This window comes from Xanthomonas vasicola pv. musacearum NCPPB 4379 (assembly GCF_000277895.2).
Lineage (GTDB): Bacteria > Pseudomonadota > Gammaproteobacteria > Xanthomonadales > Xanthomonadaceae > Xanthomonas > Xanthomonas vasicola.
This window is the reverse complement of record NZ_CP034655.1, coordinates 2,261,188-2,281,845: the sequence shown is the minus strand read 5'-3', so window position 1 is coordinate 2,281,845 and position 20,658 is coordinate 2,261,188. Positions and strand designations below refer to the sequence as shown.

Sequence of the window (20,658 nt, the reverse complement as noted above, 5' to 3'; positions counted from 1 at the left end):
TGGTTGACCCTACTAGGATACCGGCCCCTGGCGCAGCAGGTACAGGCGCTGCAGTTGCGGCGGCGCAACGTTTGCATAGCCAAAGCCCATCACGCATTGCATACACCGCTTGAAGCTGCTCAAACAGCATGCAGACAGTGCACGTTGCAAGGCTGCAGGCCGCACGTGAGAACAACTGCAACGCATGCAATTCGTCGACTATGTCGGCTGGCTCGCCGCATCATCCTGATCGCCACCTTGATCCGGCAGATCTACAAACAATGGCGCTCCGACGCCACGCACAGGGTCTCGCGCTGGTTGTTCCTCGGCCAGATAGCGCCTCGGTGTTGTTCGCCCTGTACAGCTATCTGGTTGGCAATGCGGTGTTTATCGTCAGCAATGTACTGATCCTGCTGACGGCCCTCACCGGCTACGGATTTCAGCAGCTCAAACGCCGCAAGCTGGAGCGCGTGACGTAGATGGCTGGTGGGGATAGCGCCAGCAGGCTGAGGGAGATTGTCAGTCTCGTTTTTTGGCTGACTTGCGCAGCTTCGCCGATGCAGTTGTCGCTGTCTTTGCAACCGTCTTCTTGACAGCTCTCTTCGTCGCGGCAGGCGCCTTCCTGGCTGCTGTCTTGCGCACAGCCGGCTTCTTCGCTGCAGCCGGCTTGCGTACTTTCTCAACATGCCCTGCATCCACTGCCGCCTTACCCGGCGCGTCGGGCACATGTACGCTGATCCAGGTCGGCGCATGATCGCTGGCCTTTTCCAGCGCACGCACCCACTTATTCACGCCTGCATCCTGCAGGCCAGGCGCTAGCTTGCGATTGAGCAGCAAATGATCGATGCGCAAGCCACGGTCACGCGCGAAATGCTGGCGGAAATAATCCCAGAATGTGTAGATCGGGGTAGCGCCGTGCATTGCCAGCAAGCTGTCGGTCCAGCCCTGCGCTAGTAGCGTCTGGTACGCCGCACGGCTTTCCGGCTGTAGCAATGCATCCTTGCGCCAGCCCTTGGGGTCGTAGATATCCGCATCCGTGGGCACCACGTTGAAATCGCCGATCAATGCGACCGGATGCGGCAGGTCCACCAGCGTTTTCGCATGCCGGATCAGGCGTTCGAACCAGGCGAGCTTGTAATCGAATTTCGGCCCGGGCTGTGGGTTGCCATTGGGCAGATACAGGCAGGCCACCACCACGCCGTGAATGGCCGCTTCCAGATAGCGGCTTTGCGTATCGCCAGGGTCCCAGGGCAAGCCGCGACGAATCTCTACCGGCTCGGTACCACGTGCAAGCAAGGCCACGCCATTCCAGGATTTCTCGCCCTGCCATATCACCCCGTAACCAGCATCGCGAATCGCTTGCTCCGGAAACGCCGCTTGCGTCGATTTCAATTCTTGCAGACCTACGATGTCCGGCTGCTCACGCTGCAGCCATTCCAGCAGGTGTGACAGACGGCTGGTGATGCCATTGACGTTGAACGTGGCGATCTTGCGTGTGGTGGCTGACATAGAGTGCGGGAGGCCGCTTGCGTGGTGGAACAGCATGACCGCAGCCTGATTAAGCCGATGCTCAAGCGAGGTGAAGCTGCGCGCTGTGCTCCTGCCCGCGCTCACGTTTCGCAAACCGCCGGCGCTCTTAGCTTGAGGCACATTCATTGATTGGAATTGCCATGCGATATTCCGCTTTGTTGATCGGCCTTGCGCTCTGCACCAGCTGCTCACGCAGCCCCTCCTCAGTCACCCCGCCCGGCGCGCCAGAAAGTGCCAAGACCACTGTGCTGGAAGCCGGTGCAAAGGTTCTGCAACCCAATGGCCCGGTCGGCAAGCTGGACATTTATCTGGTTGGCTTTCATCCAATGAAGGACGCGCCAAATGAGCAGATGGAAGCGCATCACTATTGCCAACAGGTCAATGAGGATTTCGCGCAATGCGCGCTTTACGACGGCAACACCGACCGCGCCAACCTTACCGGCATTGAATACATCATCTCAGAAACCCTATTTGCCCAGTTGCCGGAACAGGAGCGCAGCTTCTGGCATCCGCATAACGGAGAGATTCTCTCCGGCCAGCTCTCCGCTCCCAATCTGCCACAGATCGCAGAGAAGGAACTGATGCGCAACAAGATCAACAGCTACGGCAAGACCTGGCACACCTGGCATTCGCGCAAGGGCACTGCGCCGGGCGACAGCTTGCCGCTGGGCGAGCCGATGCTGGCATGGTCGTTCAATCGCGATGGGGAGCTGCAGCAACCACTGATTGCACAACGCGACCAGGCCGTTCCGGTTTCTACCGCAGAGCGCCGCGCCCACCGTCAGGACCTCACGCCGCTGGCAAAGCCGCAGCACGGCGTGGATGCCTTGCATGCACACTTCCCCGATGCCAAACCCATTCCCGGTGTGGTAGACGCCAACGCCAACAACCGTTGATCCGACGATACAAAAACCCTGCTGCAAGCGCGCAGCAGGGCGACAGTTGGCTCAAGAACGCGGCAATGCGTTTGAGCGAAAAGAACGGTTAATCCGTGGCACGTAGCTGCCAGCATGCGCGAACGTAGTATTTGGAACAGGTGCCTACAAGCGCAAGGTATCGACTTGGACTGGCAGCGACGCTCGCCTTGCAACAAAGCGCACTGGCTTGTCCGCCGCGCTAGGGAACAAACCCCGCACGCACGCAACCATCGTGCTTGTGCTTGAACATGTCATAGCCGCGCACTGCATCTTCCAGCGGCATCTTGTGGGTCAGCAGAAAGCCGGATTTGAGTCGACCGGCCTGAGCCAGGTCCAGCAACTTGGGCACATACCCTTGCCCATGTTGCTGCGCAGTCCGCACAGTGAGGCCTTTGTTCATCACCGCACCCAGCGGGAACTTGTCCATCACCCCGTACACGCCCAGAACGGACAGGATGCCGCCTTTGCGGCAAGCCAAAATGGCTTCTCGCAGTGCCTGGCCACGATCAGTGTGCAAGTGCAAGGCCTGCTTGACCCGATCATAGGTGTGGCCGATCCCGGTGCCGTGCGCTTCCATGCCAACCGCATCGATGCACGCATCCGGACCGCGCCCGCCGGTCATTTCGCGCAACACATCCACCACGCTGTCGACTGCCGAATAATCGATCACCTCCACACCCAATACATCGCGCGCCATCGCCAGACGCTCAGGCAACCGGTCGATGCCGATGACGCGCTCTGCGCCCAGGATGCGTGCGCTCTGCTGCGCCATCAGCCCGACCCCACCACAGCCCCAGACCGCCACTGTGTCGCCGGGCTGGATATCGCAGAAGTCTGCACCCATGAAACCGGTGGGGCCTGCATCCGATAGAAACAGTGCATCCTCATCGGAGACGCCATCGGGCACCTCGAAACACCCTACATCCGCGTGCGGCACGCGGATGTAGGTAGCGTGCGAGCCTGCATAGCCACCAAAGGCATGCGTGTAGCCGTAAATTCCGGCGGTTGGATGGCCCAGCAATGGCTCTTGCATCTCCCAGTTAGGGTTGGTGTTGTCGCACAGCGAAAACTCCTTGCGCTCGCAATGCCAGCAACCGCCACAGGAAATAAAGGACGGCACCACCACGCGCTGACCAACACGCACGTTCTTCACTGCAGTGCCCACTTCCACCACCGTGCCCATGAACTCGTGGCCGATGACATCGCCCTCGCGCATGGTCGGCAGATAGCCATCGATAAAATGCAGATCCGATCCACAGGTGGTCGTGAGCCCCACCTTCAGGATCACATCGCGCGGATTGACCAGCACCGGGTCGGGTACGGTTTCCACACGTAAATCGTTGACGCCATTCCAGCAAAGTGCTCGCACGGAAAATTCTCCTCAGCAATGCGAACGCGCCGACGTGCGCGCCGATGGGGTGTGCAACAAGGTTGGAACCTCACCGGCTTCCAGCCATGCGCGTAGTCGCCGTAGTCCCTTGCCGGCCAGTAGGTAGGGCGCGGGATCCACCTGTTTGGTCAACAGCTGCGCCAGCAGGCCCTCGACGGCGTAGTGCAGGCTCAGTGTCGCTTCGCTGGCCTGGCGCCCGCGTGCCGGCCGCACCTGCAACACAATACTCAGCCTTAGCCCGTGTTCGCCTTCGGCGTCGTAACGCACCGCTTCGCCGAGCCGCGCATCGGCGCGGTACAGAGTCACGGCCACATTTTGATGGAGCGGCGCATGCAGCCGCCAGCGCGAGGCCTGGCCATCGCCCGAGACCAGCTCGGCAGCGCCCTGCAGGATGCGTTGCTGCACATTGGCATCGCACCAGGCGTCCAGTATCTGATGAGGCTCGGCGCGGATCGTCAAGCTGCGCACAATGTGCGTGCCTTCATCGTCGTTGCGTACCGGATTGATCGGAAATGCGGCCATGGCTAGTGAGCTCCAGAACGCTTGCTAGCGGTCTGCAGCGCCTTGGCACTGCTCAGATGATCGGCGACGTGGCGGCGCGTGGTCTGCAGGTGTTCAAGCACCTGCGGCGTCTTCGCCTGCGGAATCAGCTGCTTGTCGAGCGCGGTCAGCGCATCGGTGTGGTCTTTGACCATGGCGCTGATGTAGGCGGTTTCCAACGCATTACCGTCGAGCTTTTGTAACTTGGCCAGTTCTGCCTTGCCCTTGGTCATCTGCAGCTTGGCACCCGTTGCAGAAGTGTCCGGTTGCCACTTGGCAATCTTCTGGTTGTTATCGGTGTGCTCCTTGAGCATGCGCGTTGCGTAGTCGCGCGCGCCGCCTTGCACCTGCTTCTGCAATGCCAGACTCGCCGCATTGATCTCGCTGGTATTGATGGCACTCAGCATGCCGAGCGCCTCGCGCTCATCTTCGCTGAGTGCTGTTGCACCTGTGGTTTGCTGTCCGCCGGGCGTTGCCGAGTGTGTGGCGTCCTGCGCTTGCGCAGACGCGCTGGCGCCAACGCACAAAGCCAGGACAAGCAGTATCGGGCGACGTTTGGTCATGAAAGTCTCCAGCTGGATGATGTGCATGAATGCTGGGCTTCGCTGTGTAACTCGATTGTCGCGCCAGCGTCGAGACCTGGCGAAGGCCGCCTGCTGCAGCACAATGCATCCTCACGTCGCATGAAGGTCGCATGGCTGGCCTTATCCTCCGGCTTTGAAAGCACTGATCACTAAGCCGCTGCGCGGTAACGTGGGATAGCGCGTCAGCGGGTAGCGTAGATCCTGCGCTGGCAGGACGTAATCGCTTGCTGCCAGCGCGTCGATCGCTGCCATCATCAACGCAATGGTCGGGTTTTCGCCGGGGCATCGATAATCGCGGTCGAAACTACCGCCACCTTGCGCGACAAAATCGAACGCGCTGCCCTGCCACTGCCGAAAGCGTGACGGATTCAGCACTTGCGGGTTTTGCCAGACGCCGGGGTGATGATTGCTGGCATACAGATCCAACATCATCCAGTCGCCCGCTCGAAACTGTTTGCCGCGCCATTCGAACGGCACGCGCACCCGCCCAGCCACCATCGGAAAGAACGGGTAATAGCGGCAAACCTCCTGCACTAGATTCTGCAGAAAGCCAGGCTCACCGGCACGCAAGCGTGGACGTAGCGCGGGATCCTCATGCAGTGCCAGCGCCGAAAAGGTGATCCAGCGTGCCACTGCGACAATCGAGCGCAGCAGGTTGATCAGCTCGGTTGTCGCGACCTGTTCGCTCAACAGCGTGCCATCCGCATCGCGATGGACGACGACGCTGGCGGCCACGCTTGCGTCCGCAGGCGTGCGTGCGCGGCGCAGGTTACGCACGCTCTGCGCAACCCAGTGTTCGACCCGACGACGTCCACGCCAACCACGCAGCCAGCGTACGCCCACCGCACCGGCGCCGTCGATCATGGCACCCACATCGCATGGCATCGCACGGCTATCGTGGACACGCAAGGTCAACCCGGCCCAGCGGCATGCAGCCCGATACAGCACATACTCAGCCTCATGCTGCAACCTGAAATGCGCGCTACGCTGCCAGTTGCTGGCCTGCTGTTCCCATTCTTCGATAAAACACGCAACCAGACGCGACACCTGCGCGGGCGACAAGACTTGCATGAATAACTGTTTGCGATGCTGATGCGCGTCACCGTCGAGTTGTTGCACGCTGCCCTTGCCCTGTAACAGACGCAATGTGGTGGACGGTAGCGCAGCAACACGGCTGAAGCGCCCGGGGTGGTAGAAGGTTGCTACCGCATCGGGGCCGCGTGCGAATACCACGGGGCGCCCCGCCAGGCGCGCCGAAAACGCATCACAGCCCAGCGCCTCGCACTGCCTGGTGACAAATAAATAGCCGCGGCGCAGCAGTTGCGGCAGTACATCCCACTGCGGCGCGCGGACAATGACGGCGTCGGCGGACACTGGCGTAGGAGATGCGCACCCGGGTGCGCAACCGTGTGGCGTGATGGACGACTGCATTGCTGCTCCTGGTGCTAGTGCCAGGGAACACTGCAATGCGGGCCGACATGCAGGTGTGAATCAGCGCATGTGGCGAAGTGCGATACATGCGCCGGCTTCACATCGCGCGCATGGGAGCGGCTGGCTAGCGGCATCACTCATGCGGACACGAGACTTATGCGGGCACGACGATTGTCGTCACCTGCGTGCTCCCGCACTTGCGCACCAGCTTTACCTGCCTGCAATCGCTCAAGTATCAACGGGAGAACTGCAGGCTATCCGTAAATAACTGCATCTCTGTCATGGAACTCACCGCATCCATGAGGAAGACAGCACAAGTAAAAAGCTGGCGTTGCAGTGCTGTAGTGCTGCAGCGCCAGTTTCAATTCACGTGCGCCACCCCGACGTGTCTTGCTGCAAGCACAGCAGCTTCACTGGCTAGCCTTGTTGAAGACGCGTACCAGGGCAGCAACACCACTGGTCAGCATCACGCACCAGGATCCGCCGGTCCCAGCTGATTGGCGGCCAGGATTGCATCAATGCGTTTCACAATCTGCGCCGCTTGCTCCTGCGATTCCGCCGCCGCAGTGATTTTTTCACAATGGGCATGGAACACATCCCAGAAGTTGTCCGGATGCTGGCTGCGCATGTCCGGCAGTGCCTCGGCAAGTTGGTGCAACTGGGCATCGATCTCAGGTGTCATAACGGTCTCCTCTGCTGCGATCACGCTACCGCTGCACCGGTGAGCTTGATGCCAACGCCGCGCGCAGAACCCGTTATTCGCATCACAAACGGAAGCGAAAACCCAGCGTATAGGTGCGTTCGGGCGATGCGATCTCGCGGGGAAAATCGCCATGCCGCTGACCGAAATAATTATTGGTGGTGGTGCCGAGCAGGTTGGTGGCCTCAGCAAACAAGGTCACATGCTTGTTCAACTCGTAGTTGAAGGCTGCATCCAGCCACTTTTCGCGGCCTTGATTGATCTGCTCGGGTTGATCGCCGGAGCTGTTGAAGCTCACCGCATAGTCGCCACGCCAGGTGTAGGCCACCCGCGCCGAGAACCGTGCGTACTCGTACATCAAGATTGCGTTGTAGGAATTCTTGGAGACGTTGGTCAACGGCTGGCTGATCCCTTCCGGCGAATCGGCCTCGGCCGAAATGTAGGTGTAGTTGAGCTGGCTACCGAAGCCAGACCACCAGCCCGGCAGGAAATCGTAGAACTGCGTGTAGCCCACTTCCACACCCTTCAAGCTGCCCTCGCCTGCATTGCGTGGCCGGCTGATCGAATAGACGATGCCGCCGATGAATTCGTCGGCCGCGTAGTTCTGGATATAGCCATCGATCTTGCGATGGAAGCAGGCAACCGACAGCAACGAGCCTTGGCGGAAATACCATTCCAGCGACACATCGGCATTACGCGATTCCACCGGACGCAGCTGCGGGTTACCACCATTGCCACGTGCCGGCAACGACTCGGTGGATTGATACAACGCCAGCTGCGGGTTGAGATCTGCAAACTCCGGGCGCGTGATCGTAGTGCTGCCAGCCAGGCGCAGCATCACGTTTTCATGCAAAGTGAGGTTGGCACTGTAGTTGGGCAACACTTTGTCGATGCGCCGATCGATGCTGACCGGGCTTAGCAGGCCATCCAGCGACTGGCTGCCCTGCAGTTGCGAATCCAGCCGCGTCGCGCGCACGCCTACACGTCCGTCAACAGGAATGGACCCTAACGAAAATCCATAGTTCACCTGCGCATAGAGCGCAGTGTTGTCTTCGCGATCATCGAAGAACAAGGCCGGATTCTCGTCCGGCGGGCCGGGTGGCTGCCCCATCAAGATCCGCACCTGCGTGCGTTGCTGCAGCAGAACATCCTGGTTTGCCGACGCCCAGCGGTCGCTGGTGAAAGCACGCGCACCATCGATCATATTGCCCGGCGTCACCGATGCCAGGCCCGGCACATCACTCAAATAGATCGGTGCGCCGGTCACATTGTTGCGCGCACCGGTATCGCCGGAGTGATTGGTCGCCGTCCGCCGGCTCGCACGCGCCCCCACGTCCAACGATCGCAATGGTCCCAACTCAAGATCGAACGTGGCATCGCCTCGCCAAGCCCACTCCTCGCTCTTCTGCGTGTTCCAGCTGTCGTAGTACTGACTCAATTCCCAGTTGCCGGGCGCGGTCATGTCGTACGCGCTGCCGTTGGCCTGGGTGATCCAGACATCGGCAGCACCGCCAGCCGAGCGCATGTTCAACAACGGCGCCTGGGTGTTCATGTCCAGCGTGAATGAGCGGTTCTTGGCAGTGCTGTAGGTATAGGCGAGCTCGCTGCTCGCACGCATGCGCTCGCCGGTCCAACGCCCGCCCAGCGCAGCCTGGTAGGTGTCCGAGGCGTTCTTGTGCGCCTGCGTGCTGGAGAGCGTGCGCATATCGCGCGCCACCAGGCCATCGAGCACATTGCTGCCTGGCCGTACGCTGATCGATTCGGTGTTCTCCGGCGTTGCCAGCCCCGGAAACGGCAACCAGTAATTCACTTGTGGCCGGTTGTCGTAGCCAATATACAGCGTGTCGAAATACACCTCGCTGTGTTCGCTCGGCGCCCATTGAAATGAAAAATTCGCCGATTTGCGCTTGCGATCACCGCGCGCCATCAGCCCGCCAGCGGTATAGGGCACATACATCTGCTGGCCCGGATCGAGCGGGTTCTGTTTCAGATCGTACGTGCCGTACAGCGTATTGGATTCCTGATACGGGCGGCGTTGATACGACACGCTGCCCATCCAGCCCATGCGTCCCACATCGGTGTCGCGGCGCTGGCTGATGGTGAGGCTGCCATTGGGAACAGTCTTGCCGGATTGATCGCCATGCAGCGCGCTCAGGCTGCCGGCAATCGTGCTGTCCTGATCGAAATCGAACGGCCGCCGCAGATGCACGTCGACCACGCCGGCAATGCCGCCTTCCTGAAATTGCGCGCCGGTGGTCTTGTAGACATCCACGCTGCGCAGCAGTTCGGCCGGCACATCGGCCAGCTCCATATCGCGGCCCACGGTGGTAAAAACGTTGCGCCCGTCCAGGGTCGTGATTACGTTCGGCAGGCCACGCACCAGCACCTGCCCCACCTCGCCGCCAGCCCGTGCCACCTGCACACCGGTGACGCGTTGCAGGGCCGCAGCCACGCTGTTGTCCGGCAACTTGCCGATATCTTCGGCCACGATCGAATCACTGATTTCCGCATTCGATTGCTTGATTGCAATGGCGCTTTCCACGCTGCTGCGCACGCCTTTGACCTGCACGGCCTCCAACGTGGACGTGGGTGCAACTGCGCCATCGGTGCTGGGTGCGGCTTGCTGCGCCGCTGCGCTGCAACTCAGGGCCAGACCGATGCACAAGCTCAGCGGTCGATTAGTGATGGCATGGCGCGCGAAAGACGCGTGCTGCGATGAAATAGGCATGCGGTTCTCCTGAGGCGGTCGCTGCGATGACGTCCAGCTCGGCGCGCTGCGCAAAATGGGCAAACCGGGCCGGACGAGCCGCGTGACGTGTGTAGCGAGGCCGGATTACAGCGGTGCCACTCGCACTGCAGCGTGATCGCGACCGCGGCATCGCCGCGACCATGACGCCGCTTTCATCGAGAGCGATGAGTGCTGCCTATCGCTGGGCGACTGCACATCGCAGCGGCAGCATTTGCGCGACAATGGCCAAATGAGCAGCCACGACATCCCCCCCGCCGACGCCCGTGCCCGCGCTTTGCAAGGCGCCTTGCTGGTCGACATCCGGCAACTGCATGAGCGTGCCAGCGGCCAGGCCGAAGGCGCGTTGGCGATCACACAGAACGCGCTGGAAACGGAGCCGGCAGTTCATCTGCCCGAGCAAACCCGCGCCATCGTACTGATCTGCCAGAGCGGCAAACGCTCGGCACACACGGCTGCCATCTTGCGCGCGCTCGGCTATGCACAAGTGGCGTCGGTGGCCGGTGGTACCAGCGCCTGGGCGAGCGACGGCCTGCCGCTGGTGCGCCCGACGCTGCCACCGGACGAGCAGGATTTTCTCGAGCGTTATTCGCGCCATTTGCGTCTGCCGCAGGTCGGCGTGGAAGGTCAGCAGCGCCTGTCGCGTGCGCGCGTGCTGCTGGTCGGCGCAGGCGGACTGGGCTCGCCGGCAGCGTTCTACCTCGCTGCGGCCGGTGTGGGGCATTTGCGCATCGCCGACGACGATGTGGTGGACCGCAGTAATCTGCAACGCCAGATTCTGCACACCGAAGACAGCGTCGGCACTGCCAAAGTCGACTCCGCCGCGCAGCGCATTGCCGCACTCAATCCGCGCGTGCAGGTCGATGCGGTGCAGACGCGCGTCACCGCCGACACTGTCGAAGCGTTGCTGCAGGACGTGGATGTGGTGGTAGATGGCGCAGATAATTTTCCTGCGCGTTATTTGCTCAATGATGCCTGCGTCAAACTCGGCAAACCGCTGGTCTATGGCGCCGTGCAGCAGTTCGAAGGCCAGGTGAGCGTGTTCGATGCAGGCCGCAATCGCGGCGATGCGCCGTGCTACCGCTGTCTGTTTCCGGAACCGCCGCCGCCGGAATTTGCGCCCAGCTGTGCCGAGGCCGGCGTGCTCGGTGTGCTGCCCGGTGTCATCGGTTTATTGCAAGCCACCGAGGTGATCAAGTTGCTGCTCGGCATTGGCGACAGCCTGACTGGCCGCCTGCTCAGCTTCGATGCGTTAACGATGCGCTTCCGGGATATCCGCTTGCCGCCGGATCCGCACTGCCCGGTGTGTGCGCCTGGCGTGGTGGTCAGGGGCTATGCGGATTACGCGGCATTTTGCGGGAGTGCACTTGGTTGAGGCGGCTGGCAGTGGCTGTGTGGTGTCAGTCGGTTAGTTGATTGGCTTGCCACCGATGCAATGCGATGTGTGTCGCTACTTTTGAGCATTTCGGTGGCTTGGGGGTGGATGGCTGTCTTCCGCCCTACCCTCACCCCCCCTCTCCCGACGGGAGAGGGGCTATGGAGCGACTCGCTCTCACTGGTCGAGGCTTTCGCTTATTCGAGGCTTTCACTTACGCCACGACCAAAACGCTTACGCAAGCTGACATGACTCTGCACATTGAAGCGTCGCGCAACGCACGTCGCATTCTTTGCGCATTGCATCGCCACTCAAACAAGGCGTGCATCATTCTGCCGGACACTGTCGATCCATCGAACGCTCACAACGCGTAAGGAATCACCCGCACAATTTCGCCAGCCTCGAAGCGCCGCGCCTGCTCCGGCAGCACGATCAAGGCATTACTGTCGGCCGCGCCACGCAATAGATGCGATGCGTCAGCGCGGTGCGGCAGTGCCACAAGCTGCCCGCTCTCGCTGCATTCCAACCGTCCGCGCAGAAATTCCAGGCGTTCGTGGCGCTTTTCCCACGGGCTTGCCAACGCCGCATGCCAGACAGGGCGCTGCTCGCTACGCCCCTGCAATCCGTCCAGCAACGGCACGCCATAGGCGATCAAAGTTGCCAGCACCGAGACCGGGTTGCCCGGCAGGCCCAAGATCAAGCAGCGGCCAATCTGCCCAAGCACCGCCGGCATGCCCGGGCGCATGCGCACGCGCCAGAAGTGGATGCGGCCCAGTTCGCCGATCAGCCGCGGCAGATAATCCTTTTCGCCGGCAGACACGCCGCCGCAAGTAATCACCACATCGAACGCAGCGGCCGCATCTTCCAGCATGGTGCGGATGCGCTGCGGGTCGTCTGGTAAGGTTGGCCAGGCGGTCGGCGCATAGCCAAGTGCACGCAGCTGCGCCATCAGCATGTCGCGGTTGCTGTTGTAGATCTGTCCCGGTCCGAGCGGCATGCCCGGCTCGATCAACTCATCGCCGGTGGCCAGCACCGCAATGGTCGGGCGCGGTGCGACTGCAAGACGCGACACACCCAGCGCAGCAGCCAGACCAATACGCGCCGGCGTCAGCACCTGCCCGGTCTGTATCACCAGATCGCCGGCACGCACGTCGCTACCGGCCGGGCGTACGGCAGCACCCGGCCCAGGCGCAGTACGAAAGCGCACGATGCCATCACGCTCATCGGCATCTTCCTTGGGAATCACGGTATCGGCGCCATCGGGCAGCGGTGCGCCCGTGGTGATGCGTAGGCATTGCCCGGAACGCAGTATGCCGGCCCAATGCTCGCCAGCAAACTGCTCGCCAACCAGCTGTAACGACGTATCGCCGCCACCAACATCGGCGTGCCGCAGCGCAAAGCCGTCCATCGCGCTGTTGGCAAATGGCGGCAACGCCAGCGGCGCAATCAGATCACCGGCCGAGATCCGCCCATCGGCACGCGAGGTGGCGATGTTTTCATCGGGCGAACGGTTGCTGGCCGCGACAGTGCGCAGAATCTGCAGCGCCTGCGCGTAAGGAATGCGGGAAGGATAGTCGGTCATAACGCGCAGGATACCAGCGCGCCGCTACCGCGAAGAACCGCGATATCACTCAGCCGCTGAAGCAGCAGGGCGCGGTGGGACAACGCAAGACATGGCACGCCGATGTGGGCTGTCGCCTAAGCGCGTCGGTTACCTATGCTCAAGATCAAGAACAATGACGTGCACGTGACGGCGATTGCGCTGGTTGTTAATCGGAACGCATACAGGTTGTTCATAGCATCAAGGCGATTTGTCTGCGGGGCGCGTGCTCCACAGATACGCACTTTTGACCAGACTGATGCCGTGTTAGACGCTTTCTTGGCCCGTTTCGTAAGGGCCGCCTTCAACCCAAAGGCAACAGACCTGCGCGCTTCCCATACCGCCTGACCTTCGGGTGTCAGGCGGACGAGCGCAATTACTTGCCTTTGACGTGCCGCATCAGCCGCCGCTTGCGGGCCACCTGCCGATCGGAAAGCGGATTCTTCTTGCCCTCGTACGGATTGGCACCTTCGCGGAAGATAAAGCGCACCGGCGTGCCGACCAGCTTGAAGCGCTTGCGGAAGAAGTTTTCCAGATAGCGCTTGTACGACTCCGGCAACACCTTCAGACGCGTGCCATGGACAATGAAGGTCGGCGGATTCGCCCCGCCCGGATGTACATAACGCAGCTTGGAGACATGGCCGCGAATGCTCGGCGGAGGATTGGTCTCATAGGCAATTTCCAGCGCCTGATTGACTTCGCTGGTGCTGAACTCATGCGTCGCCGACGCGTGCGCGCGGTGAATCGCCTGGAACAGCTCGCGCATGCCCGAGCCGTGCAATGCCGAAATCCGCACTGCCTCGGCCCAGCTGACGAAACCCAATTTGCGCGACAAAAGATCTTCTGCCTGCGCACGCTGGTAATCGCTTTGCCCGTCCCACTTATTGATCGCCACGACTAACGCGCGGCCGGCATCCAGAATCGCGCCGAGAATCGTCGCGTCCTGATCGGTCACACCTTCGGTGGCGTCCAGCATCAAGACCGCGACCTGGCATTGCTCGATCGCCTGCAGCGTCTTGAATGCACTGAACTTCTCGACCGCCTCTTCCACCTTGCCGCGACGGCGCAAGCCGGCGGTGTCGATCAGGCGGTACTGGCGGCCATCGCGCTCCAGGTCAACTGCAATCGAATCGCGCGTGGTGCCCGGGACTTCCGAAGCGATCATGCGTTCTTCGCCCAGCAGGCGATTGACGAGCGTCGACTTGCCCACATTCGGGCGGCCGACAAAGGCGATACGCACGCGTGCCGGGTCGTTGTCCAGCAGCTCGCCGGACCCTTCCTCGGGCAGTCGTGCACCAACCTCTTCGAGCAGTTCGTCGATGCCCTGCCGATGCGCGGCAGACAGCGCCACCACGTCGGAAAAACCGTAGCGCGCAAATTCCGATCGAACGGTTTCTTCGTCGGTGCCGTCGATCTTGTTGATCACCAACACGGTGGGCCGCGCAAGTTTGCGCAACCAGGCCAGAATCTCGTCGTCGAGCGAGGACGCGCCTTCGCGGCCATCGACCACGAACAGCACCAGATCGGCTTCGCCGGCAGCGGCACGTGCCTGGCGCGCAGTGGCGCCGGCAAGGCCTTCCTCGTCGCCAGCAATACCGCCGGTATCGACGACGATGAAGGGTTGCTGCTCGTCGAGACGGCAGACCCCGTAGTTACGGTCGCGGGTCACGCCGGGCTGGTCGTGGACCAGCGCGTCGCGGGTGCGCGTCAGCGCATTGAAGATGGTGGACTTGCCGACATTGGGCCGTCCAACCAGGGCGACCAGGGGCAGCATCGCAAGGTCCTTATTGTGCCAGCCGGAAGGCGGTGAGATCGCCGTCGGTGTTTTGTACCAGCAAAATGCCATCAACGACCTGCGGCTGCGCCAGCAGCGTGTGGCGTCCAGCGCGGGCGCGCGCAGCCAGTGCACCGTCGCTGAGTTTCAGCCAGTGCAGGTAGCCCTTGTAATCGCCAACCACGGCGTAATCGCCCTGGATGGCCACACCGGTCAGCGAACGGCGCGCCAAGGCAGCCTGCGACCACATCGCCGCACCGCTGCTCTTATCCAGGCCCCACACCGAACCGGCGTTGTCCGATACGACCACAACGGCCGACGACACACCAACGCCGCCGGCGCCGCCATGATCGCGCGTCCACAGCGGACGGCCGCTCGGGCCTTCCAGCGCGAGGGTTTCATTCTTGAAACTGGTGGCGTACAGCGTGGTGCCATCCAGCACCGGTGCGCCGTCGACATCGGACATGCGCTCCAACTCGGTACGGCCTTCCGGCACGCCGATAGCCTGCTCCCACAACGGGCGACCATCCTGCAGCGCCAGCGCACTCAAGGTGCCGCTGTCGTTGCCCACGAATACCACGCCCGGGCCGGTCACGATCGGCGCATTACCGCGCACCGACAAGGTCGGGCCTTCTTCGGCATGGAACCAGCGACGCTCGCCGGTCGCTGCATCGAAGGCGGTTACGCGACCGTCGTTGCTGCGCACCAGCACCAAATTCTGCGCGATGGCCGGAGCGGCGATCACTTCGTTCGGCACCTTGGCGCGCCACTTTTCAGTGCCGTCAGCCTGGTTCAACGCAATCACGTCGCCAGACAGGCTACCGATCACCACCAGGCCCTCACCGACGCCAGGACCGCCTGACAGGCGCTGCTTGAACTTGCGATCGTTACGCTCTTCTTTCTTGGGCTTGTATTCCCACACGCGCTTGCCGGTCTGCAGGTCCAGCGCTTGTACGCCGCCGGTGATGGCCGCTGCATACACCTTGCCATCGGCCACGGCCGGGCGCTGACGTACGCCGATGTGCCCTTCACCCTTGCCAACGCCGGTGGACCAGATCTTCTCGACCTTGACCGACGGCTCGAACTTCACCAGTTCGGCAGGTTCCTGCGCCTTCTTGGCAGCAGCGTCCTTCCCGGCAAACCAGCCCTTGACGGTGCTGCAGCCAGCCAGCGACAGACCCATCACGGCAATCAACGCAACGCGCTTATACATATCAACCTGCTTCATCAAATCTGCTCCGCCGGATCGGGCACTTTTCCGCCCACATCCATCAGCTTGGTTTCCAGCAACCGGCGCTGCGGCGAAGCCACATCCACCGTGGTCAGGGCCTTGGTATACAACGCACGCGCTTCATCCGGCTTGCCCTGCGCGACCAGTGCGTCGGCGCGGATCTCCAGGCTGGCGTGGTCCTGGGCATCGGCCAGTAGCTTGATCGCTTCGTCCGGCTTGCCGCTTTCGGTCAGCACGCGCGCCAGGCGCTGCTGCACGATCTGCTTGAGCTCGCCTTCGGCGGGCACGTCGCGCAATGTCTTGATCGCTTCAGCGTTCTTGCCGGCATCGACCTGAGCCTTGGCCAGACGCAGCGCAGCCAGCTCGGCGTAAATGCCGCCCTTGCCGTCGTCCAGCGCCACGATGTCCTTGGCTGCCTTGTCGAGGTCTTTCGCCTGGATCGACTTCACCACCGCCTGGTAGCGGGTGTTGGCCTCGACCAACTCGGTGTTGGTGTGCTTCTGCCACCACTGCCAACCCAGGATCAAGGCCAGGCCAACCAGGATGCCGCCCACCAGACCCGCGCCATTCTTTCTCAACCAGGAACGAACGCGTTCGCCTTGTTCGTGTTCGTCCAGCAGATCGTCGATCGCCATGCGTACTCTCGCTCCGTCATCCCGGAGGCGCGGAACATCAAAAGGGATAAATGAAAAACCGCAGTCCGCTTCACTCGGAAGCAGGTACCACGGAGCCGTCGGAGGATACCGCAAAACGGGCCACGTTAGCGCGCTGGAACGGTTTCACATCGACGATACTGCCGCCTTGCTGAACCTGTACCGCCGACGCATTGCCAAGCACGATGCGCCCCACCTGGCCCGGCGAATATGTGCGACGTTCGCCGGCGCGTATCAGTGCTTTTTCAACCGCGCTGCCATCCGGTGCCAGAATCTGCACCCAACTGTCGCCGCTGAAATTCAACGACAAACTGCCGCCCGGGGCAGCTGCCGCGGCAGGCGCCTGGGCATCGGCGGTGGCACGTGGCACCGGGGTCATCGATGCGATATACGGCGCTGGCTGCTCGCGCGGCGCGGGGGCCGGCTGGGCTGCAGGAGCGCCTGGCGCAGCGGACTTTGTAGCCTCCGGCATGCTGTCCAACGACACCGTGCTTGGCGCCTTGCCGTCCAGATGCGAGCGCGTCGCGTACCAGACCGGCACCGCGAACACGCCAGTGATGACCACGTACATGGCCTTACGCGCTGTACTTTCGAGAATGCGGCGCACACGTGGCGTATGGGTGTGACTGACCAGCTTGACCGGTTCGATCGGCGCGATGGTTGCCTGCTGCAGGAGCGGCTCCAGGTCGACCTGCAGTAAGCGCGCATAGCTACGCAGCTGCCCGCGCACGAACACCGGCGCGCCCAGACGCGGCCAGTCTTCCTGCTCCAACGAACGCACTACATGCCCTGGCATGCGCAGCTTGCCGGCCACGTCGTCCACGCTCAGACCTGCTGCCTCGCGCGCTTCGCGCAAATGCTGTCCGCAGCCCTTTTCCTGCTCGAAAAGGTTCGGGTTGGAATCACTGATCACAATGCATTGGCCCCGGGAGTAGCGGTCGCTGCGTCAGGGAATTCCTTGACCAACCGCTGTTGGTAACGGCCGGCAGCTACCTTGTCGCCTAGCCCTTGCTCAATCTGAATGGCGAGTTGTAACACGGAAGCAGTTGCTGGTGCAGCCGAAAGACGTCGTTCGATAAAAGCGCGAGCTTCGAAATAATTGCGACGCGCCGCTTCCAGGCGCGCCATTGATTCGAGCGCATACGGATTATCCGGGTCTAAATCGAGCGCTTTGCGCAGATCGCCCGCAGCGCGCTCGGGCTGCCCTGCCTTGATCGCGCAACCGCCAGCATTTCCGAGTGCAGACGCGGGAGACGCGTACGTGCGATCAGCCAATGCACGATCAAACCAGGTCAATGCTTCGGCGGGCGAACCATTCGCACACAACCAGGCGCCGTAGTTATTCAGCACGTCGCCGCGCTGCGGCGCGAGTTCTGCAGCGCGCCGGTACGACACACCAGCAGCTGCTGTGTCGCCCTTGGCTCCCTGAATCAAGGCCAGCAAGCCGATGGCATCCACCGATTGCGCATCCTTTTTCAGGGCGGCACGCACCTGTTCTTCGGCACTGGCGTAATCGCCGGTCTGCAGGCGATTACGGGCAAGGCCGAGTTTCTCCTGAACCGCCAGACGGCTCTTGGTCTCAGAGCTGTCGCGGAATGAATACACCGGCGAGACCTCTTCCACGGTCTTGACCGACCCTGCCTTGGCATTACGCCCACCGCAGCCGACCGCGCACAGCGCGATCGCCACAGCCGCCATTAACGCGAGTTCACGCTGCCGCATCTCGATCGGCCTGCCCTTCCAATGTGCGGCGGAACTCCGCCTGGCGACGGGTACGGTCCATGACCTGCCCCTTGAGCTGCCCGCATGCGGCGTCGATGTCGTCGCCACGGGTGCGGCGAACCATCGTCAGCACCTGCGCATCGAGCAGGATTTTCTGGAACGCGCGAATCTCCGTCTCGCCCGAGCGCTCATAGCGTGTGCCCGGGAACGGATTGAATGGAATCAGATTGACCTTGCCGGCGTCCTTGGACTGCACGGCATTGTCGAACTGCCGCATCAGCCTGGCCAGCTGGCGCGCATGCTCCGGCTGGTCGTTGATGCCCTTCATCAAGGTGTATTCGAAGGTCACCGAATCGCGCTTCTTGCTGCCGCGCAGATAGCGTGCGCACGATTCCATCAACTCGGCGATCGGGTATTTCTTGTTCAACGGCACCAGGCTTTCACGCAGCGCATCATTGGCCGCGTGCAGCGACACCGCCAGCGACACGTCGCTTTCGGTGGACAGCCGGTCGATCATCGGCACCAGGCCCGAGGTCGACAAAGTCACCCGCTTGCTGGCTAGGCCATAGCCAAGGTCGTCGCGCATCACGCTCATCGCGCGCACGACATTGTCGAAATTCATCAGTGGCTCGCCCATGCCCATCATCACCACGTTGGTGAGACGGCGCTGCTGGTGCGGCACATTGCCAAGATGGCGTGCTGCCACCCACACCTGGCCGACAATTTCAGCAGTGGTGAGGTTGCGGTTGAAGCCCTGGGTGGCGGTTGAACAGAAGGTGCAGTTCAAGCCGCAGCCTACCTGGGAGGACACGCACAGCGTGCCACGGCCCTTGTCGGGGATATACACGGTTTCGATGGCGTTCTTGCCGTCGGTACCCATGGCCAGCAGCCATTTGTGGGTGCCGTCGGTCGAAGGCTTGTCGAACACGACATTCGGGACGAGGACCTCGGCGTGCTGGTGCAACTTCGCACGCAGCGGCTTGCCGAGGTCCGTCATCTGGTCGAAATCGGTGACGTAGCGACGGTGTATCCACTTCATCACCTGATGGGCACGGTAGCGCGCCTCGCCGAGCGTGTCGGCGAAGAAGCGCTCCAGACCCTCGCGATCGAGGTCGAGCAGGTTCTGCTTGCGCGGTTCCGAGGTGCGGACGGGAACGTCCTGCAACACGGAGGGAATCACGACCTCATTCACGATTCGACTCATTCGGCCTCAGCGCGAGACCACTTCGGTGGCAGCAAAGAAATACGCGACTTCGTTGGCAGCGTTCTCGACCGAATCCGAGCCGTGGGCGGCATTGGCATCAATCGAATCGGCGAAGTCGGCGCGGATGGTGCCCGGCGCAGCGTCCTTAGGATTGGTCGCGCCCAGCAGGTCACGGTGTGCAGCAACGGCGTTCTCGCCTTCCAGCGCCTGGATCATCACCGGGCCGGAGATCATGAATTCCACCAGCGCGTTGAAGAACGGACGCTCGCGGTGCACGGCGTAGAAGCCCTCGGCTTCACGGCGCGACAGCTGCTTGTACTTGGCGGCCACAACCTTCAGGCCAGCCTTCTCGAAGCGGCTGTAGATTTCACCGATGACGTTCTTGGCGACGGCGTCAGGCTTGATGATGGACAGGGTGCGCTCCAGCGCCATAGGAAGTTCTCCGTTGGGCGGGCCACTGAAGGCCCGAGGTTATCATGAAAAAAACCCGCGTCAAAACGCGGGCTTAGGCTTCTTTGCGATGGTCAATTCTATCCCCTCGCAGATCCATTTGCACGCCAGCCCCTGAATCGTGTTGCGTTGCGGCATGACCTGCAGCAACCGTGGCCGTAAACTCAAACAATCGTTTGATTGAGCCTTGTCCCCGCGCATGTCCAAGCCCGCCCAGTTCTCCACGAAAGACCGCATTCTCGGTGCGGCCGAGGAGCTGTTCGCCCAGCACGGGTTCGCCGGCACCTCGCTGCGCCAGCTCACCACCCAGGCTGACGTCAATATCGCGGCGGTCAATTACCACTTCGGCTCCAAGGAAAATCTGGTCAACGAAGTGTTTCGTCAGCGCATGGACGAGATGACCGCTGCGCGGTTGCAGCAGCTGGAAGCGGCGAAGAAGTCGCAGCCGGGCGAGCTCACGGCCGTGCTCGCTGCGTTCGTTGAGCCTGCGCTGGCAATGGCGCAGAACCGCCAGAACGGCGGCGCGTTCGTGCGCGTGATCGCACGCGCCTACGCAGAAAAGAACGACAACTTGCGCAAGTTCCTGTCCGACCACTACGGCCATGTGTTGCGCGAATTCGGCAAAGCCATCGCCGGCTGCGTGCCCGGCCTGAGCAAGGAAGAGCTGTACTGGCGACTGGATTTTCTCGCCGGCGCGCTGACCTATGCCATGGCCGATTTCGGTCTCATCAAGCGGCCGCCGGGCGTCAGCGAGGCCGACCACCGTGCGCGTGCCGCGCGCGAACTCATTCGTTTCGCGGAACCCGGTTTCCGTGCTCATTCCACACCGTAA

The 20,658-nt window shown here is 62.0% G+C and carries 18 protein-coding genes and 1 pseudogene; 4 read left to right on the top strand and 15 right to left on the bottom strand.

All coding sequences use genetic code 11. The features are described from left to right. The first annotated feature begins 184 nt into the window (after positions 1–184). Positions 185–458 (top strand): annotated as a pseudogene (locus KWO_RS22560) (hypothetical protein). Between the two features lie 40 nt (positions 459–498). Here the strand turns inward: KWO_RS22560 and xth are convergent. Further along, positions 499–1,488 carry an exodeoxyribonuclease III gene (xth, locus tag KWO_RS10620; RefSeq protein WP_010373500.1) on the bottom strand — a complete coding sequence of 330 codons (990 nt, stop codon included), beginning with the start codon at positions 1,486–1,488 and terminating at the stop codon, positions 499–501. A 146-nt stretch (positions 1,489–1,634) separates the two neighbouring features. On the opposite strand from xth, the gene KWO_RS10615 reads away from it, so the two are divergent. Next, the gene (locus KWO_RS10615; RefSeq protein WP_026112492.1) at positions 1,635–2,405 is read left to right on the top strand and encodes an OBAP family protein; all 771 of its coding nucleotides are present in this window, start codon (positions 1,635–1,637) and stop codon (positions 2,403–2,405) included. A gap of 220 nt (positions 2,406–2,625) precedes the next feature. Here the strand turns inward: KWO_RS10615 and KWO_RS10610 are convergent, their stop codons facing one another. The 6 genes from KWO_RS10610 to KWO_RS10585 form a co-directional block, all read right to left on the bottom strand. Further along, the gene (locus KWO_RS10610) at positions 2,626–3,795 is read right to left on the bottom strand and encodes a zinc-dependent alcohol dehydrogenase (protein ID WP_010380755.1); all 1,170 of its coding nucleotides are present in this window, start codon (positions 3,793–3,795) and stop codon (positions 2,626–2,628) included. 12 nt (positions 3,796–3,807) lie between these two features. Then, positions 3,808–4,338, bottom strand: a complete 531-nt coding sequence (locus tag KWO_RS10605; RefSeq protein WP_010380756.1) for a hypothetical protein — start codon at positions 4,336–4,338, stop codon at positions 3,808–3,810. Between the two features lie 2 nt (positions 4,339–4,340). Beyond that, the gene (locus KWO_RS10600) at positions 4,341–4,919 is read right to left on the bottom strand and encodes a DUF4142 domain-containing protein (RefSeq protein ID WP_026112877.1); all 579 of its coding nucleotides are present in this window, start codon (positions 4,917–4,919) and stop codon (positions 4,341–4,343) included. Positions 4,920–5,060: 141 nt separating this feature from the next. Beyond that, complete coding sequence (locus tag KWO_RS10595; RefSeq protein WP_010380758.1) at positions 5,061–6,314, bottom strand: cytochrome P450; 1,254 nt, start codon at positions 6,312–6,314, stop codon at positions 5,061–5,063. Positions 6,315–6,837: 523 nt separating this feature from the next. Further along, the gene (locus tag KWO_RS10590) at positions 6,838–7,053 is read right to left on the bottom strand and encodes a hypothetical protein (RefSeq protein WP_010380761.1); all 216 of its coding nucleotides are present in this window, start codon (positions 7,051–7,053) and stop codon (positions 6,838–6,840) included. An 82-nt stretch (positions 7,054–7,135) separates the two neighbouring features. Further along, the gene (locus KWO_RS10585) at positions 7,136–9,799 is read right to left on the bottom strand and encodes a TonB-dependent receptor (RefSeq protein WP_017112860.1); all 2,664 of its coding nucleotides are present in this window, start codon (positions 9,797–9,799) and stop codon (positions 7,136–7,138) included. Positions 9,800–10,049: 250 nt separating this feature from the next. On the opposite strand from KWO_RS10585, the gene moeB reads away from it, so the two are divergent. Next, positions 10,050–11,192 carry a molybdopterin-synthase adenylyltransferase MoeB gene (gene moeB / locus KWO_RS10580; RefSeq protein WP_010380769.1) on the top strand — a complete coding sequence of 381 codons (1,143 nt, stop codon included), beginning with the start codon at positions 10,050–10,052 and terminating at the stop codon, positions 11,190–11,192. Between the two features lie 361 nt (positions 11,193–11,553). Here moeB and KWO_RS10575 read toward each other — a convergent pair whose 3' ends face one another. The 8 genes from KWO_RS10575 to ndk form a co-directional block, all read right to left on the bottom strand. After that, positions 11,554–12,774 (bottom strand): molybdopterin molybdotransferase MoeA, encoded by a 1,221-nt coding sequence (locus KWO_RS10575; RefSeq protein ID WP_010380772.1) that lies wholly within the window; start codon positions 12,772–12,774, stop codon positions 11,554–11,556. 394 nt (positions 12,775–13,168) lie between these two features. Then, positions 13,169–14,566 (bottom strand): ribosome biogenesis GTPase Der, encoded by a 1,398-nt coding sequence (gene der / locus KWO_RS10565; protein WP_010380778.1) that lies wholly within the window; start codon positions 14,564–14,566, stop codon positions 13,169–13,171. 10 nt (positions 14,567–14,576) lie between these two features. Next, positions 14,577–15,794: an outer membrane protein assembly factor BamB gene (gene bamB, locus KWO_RS10560; protein WP_010373534.1), complete on the bottom strand. Its 1,218-nt coding sequence runs from the start codon at positions 15,792–15,794 to the stop codon at positions 14,577–14,579. Then, positions 15,794–16,432 carry a YfgM family protein gene (locus tag KWO_RS10555; protein WP_010373536.1) on the bottom strand — a complete coding sequence of 213 codons (639 nt, stop codon included), beginning with the start codon at positions 16,430–16,432 and terminating at the stop codon, positions 15,794–15,796. The genes bamB and KWO_RS10555 overlap by 1 nt, the downstream gene beginning before the upstream one ends. A 70-nt stretch (positions 16,433–16,502) precedes the next feature. Beyond that, on the bottom strand, positions 16,503–17,363 hold the full coding sequence (locus tag KWO_RS10550) for a helix-turn-helix domain-containing protein (protein ID WP_010380781.1): 861 nt from the start codon (positions 17,361–17,363) through the stop codon (positions 16,503–16,505). After that, positions 17,360–18,148, bottom strand: a complete 789-nt coding sequence (pilW, locus tag KWO_RS10545; RefSeq protein WP_010373540.1) for a type IV pilus biogenesis/stability protein PilW — start codon at positions 18,146–18,148, stop codon at positions 17,360–17,362. The genes KWO_RS10550 and pilW overlap by 4 nt, the downstream gene beginning before the upstream one ends. A gap of 10 nt (positions 18,149–18,158) precedes the next feature. Next, positions 18,159–19,364: a dual-specificity RNA methyltransferase RlmN gene (gene rlmN / locus KWO_RS10540; protein ID WP_010380785.1), complete on the bottom strand. Its 1,206-nt coding sequence runs from the start codon at positions 19,362–19,364 to the stop codon at positions 18,159–18,161. Between the two features lie 18 nt (positions 19,365–19,382). Continuing rightward, positions 19,383–19,808 carry a nucleoside-diphosphate kinase gene (gene ndk / locus KWO_RS10535; protein ID WP_002812972.1) on the bottom strand — a complete coding sequence of 142 codons (426 nt, stop codon included), beginning with the start codon at positions 19,806–19,808 and terminating at the stop codon, positions 19,383–19,385. Between the two features lie 217 nt (positions 19,809–20,025). Here ndk and KWO_RS10530 point away from each other — a divergent pair, with 217 nt between their 5' ends. Then, on the top strand, positions 20,026–20,658 hold the full coding sequence (locus tag KWO_RS10530; RefSeq protein ID WP_010380788.1) for a TetR/AcrR family transcriptional regulator: 633 nt from the start codon (positions 20,026–20,028) through the stop codon (positions 20,656–20,658).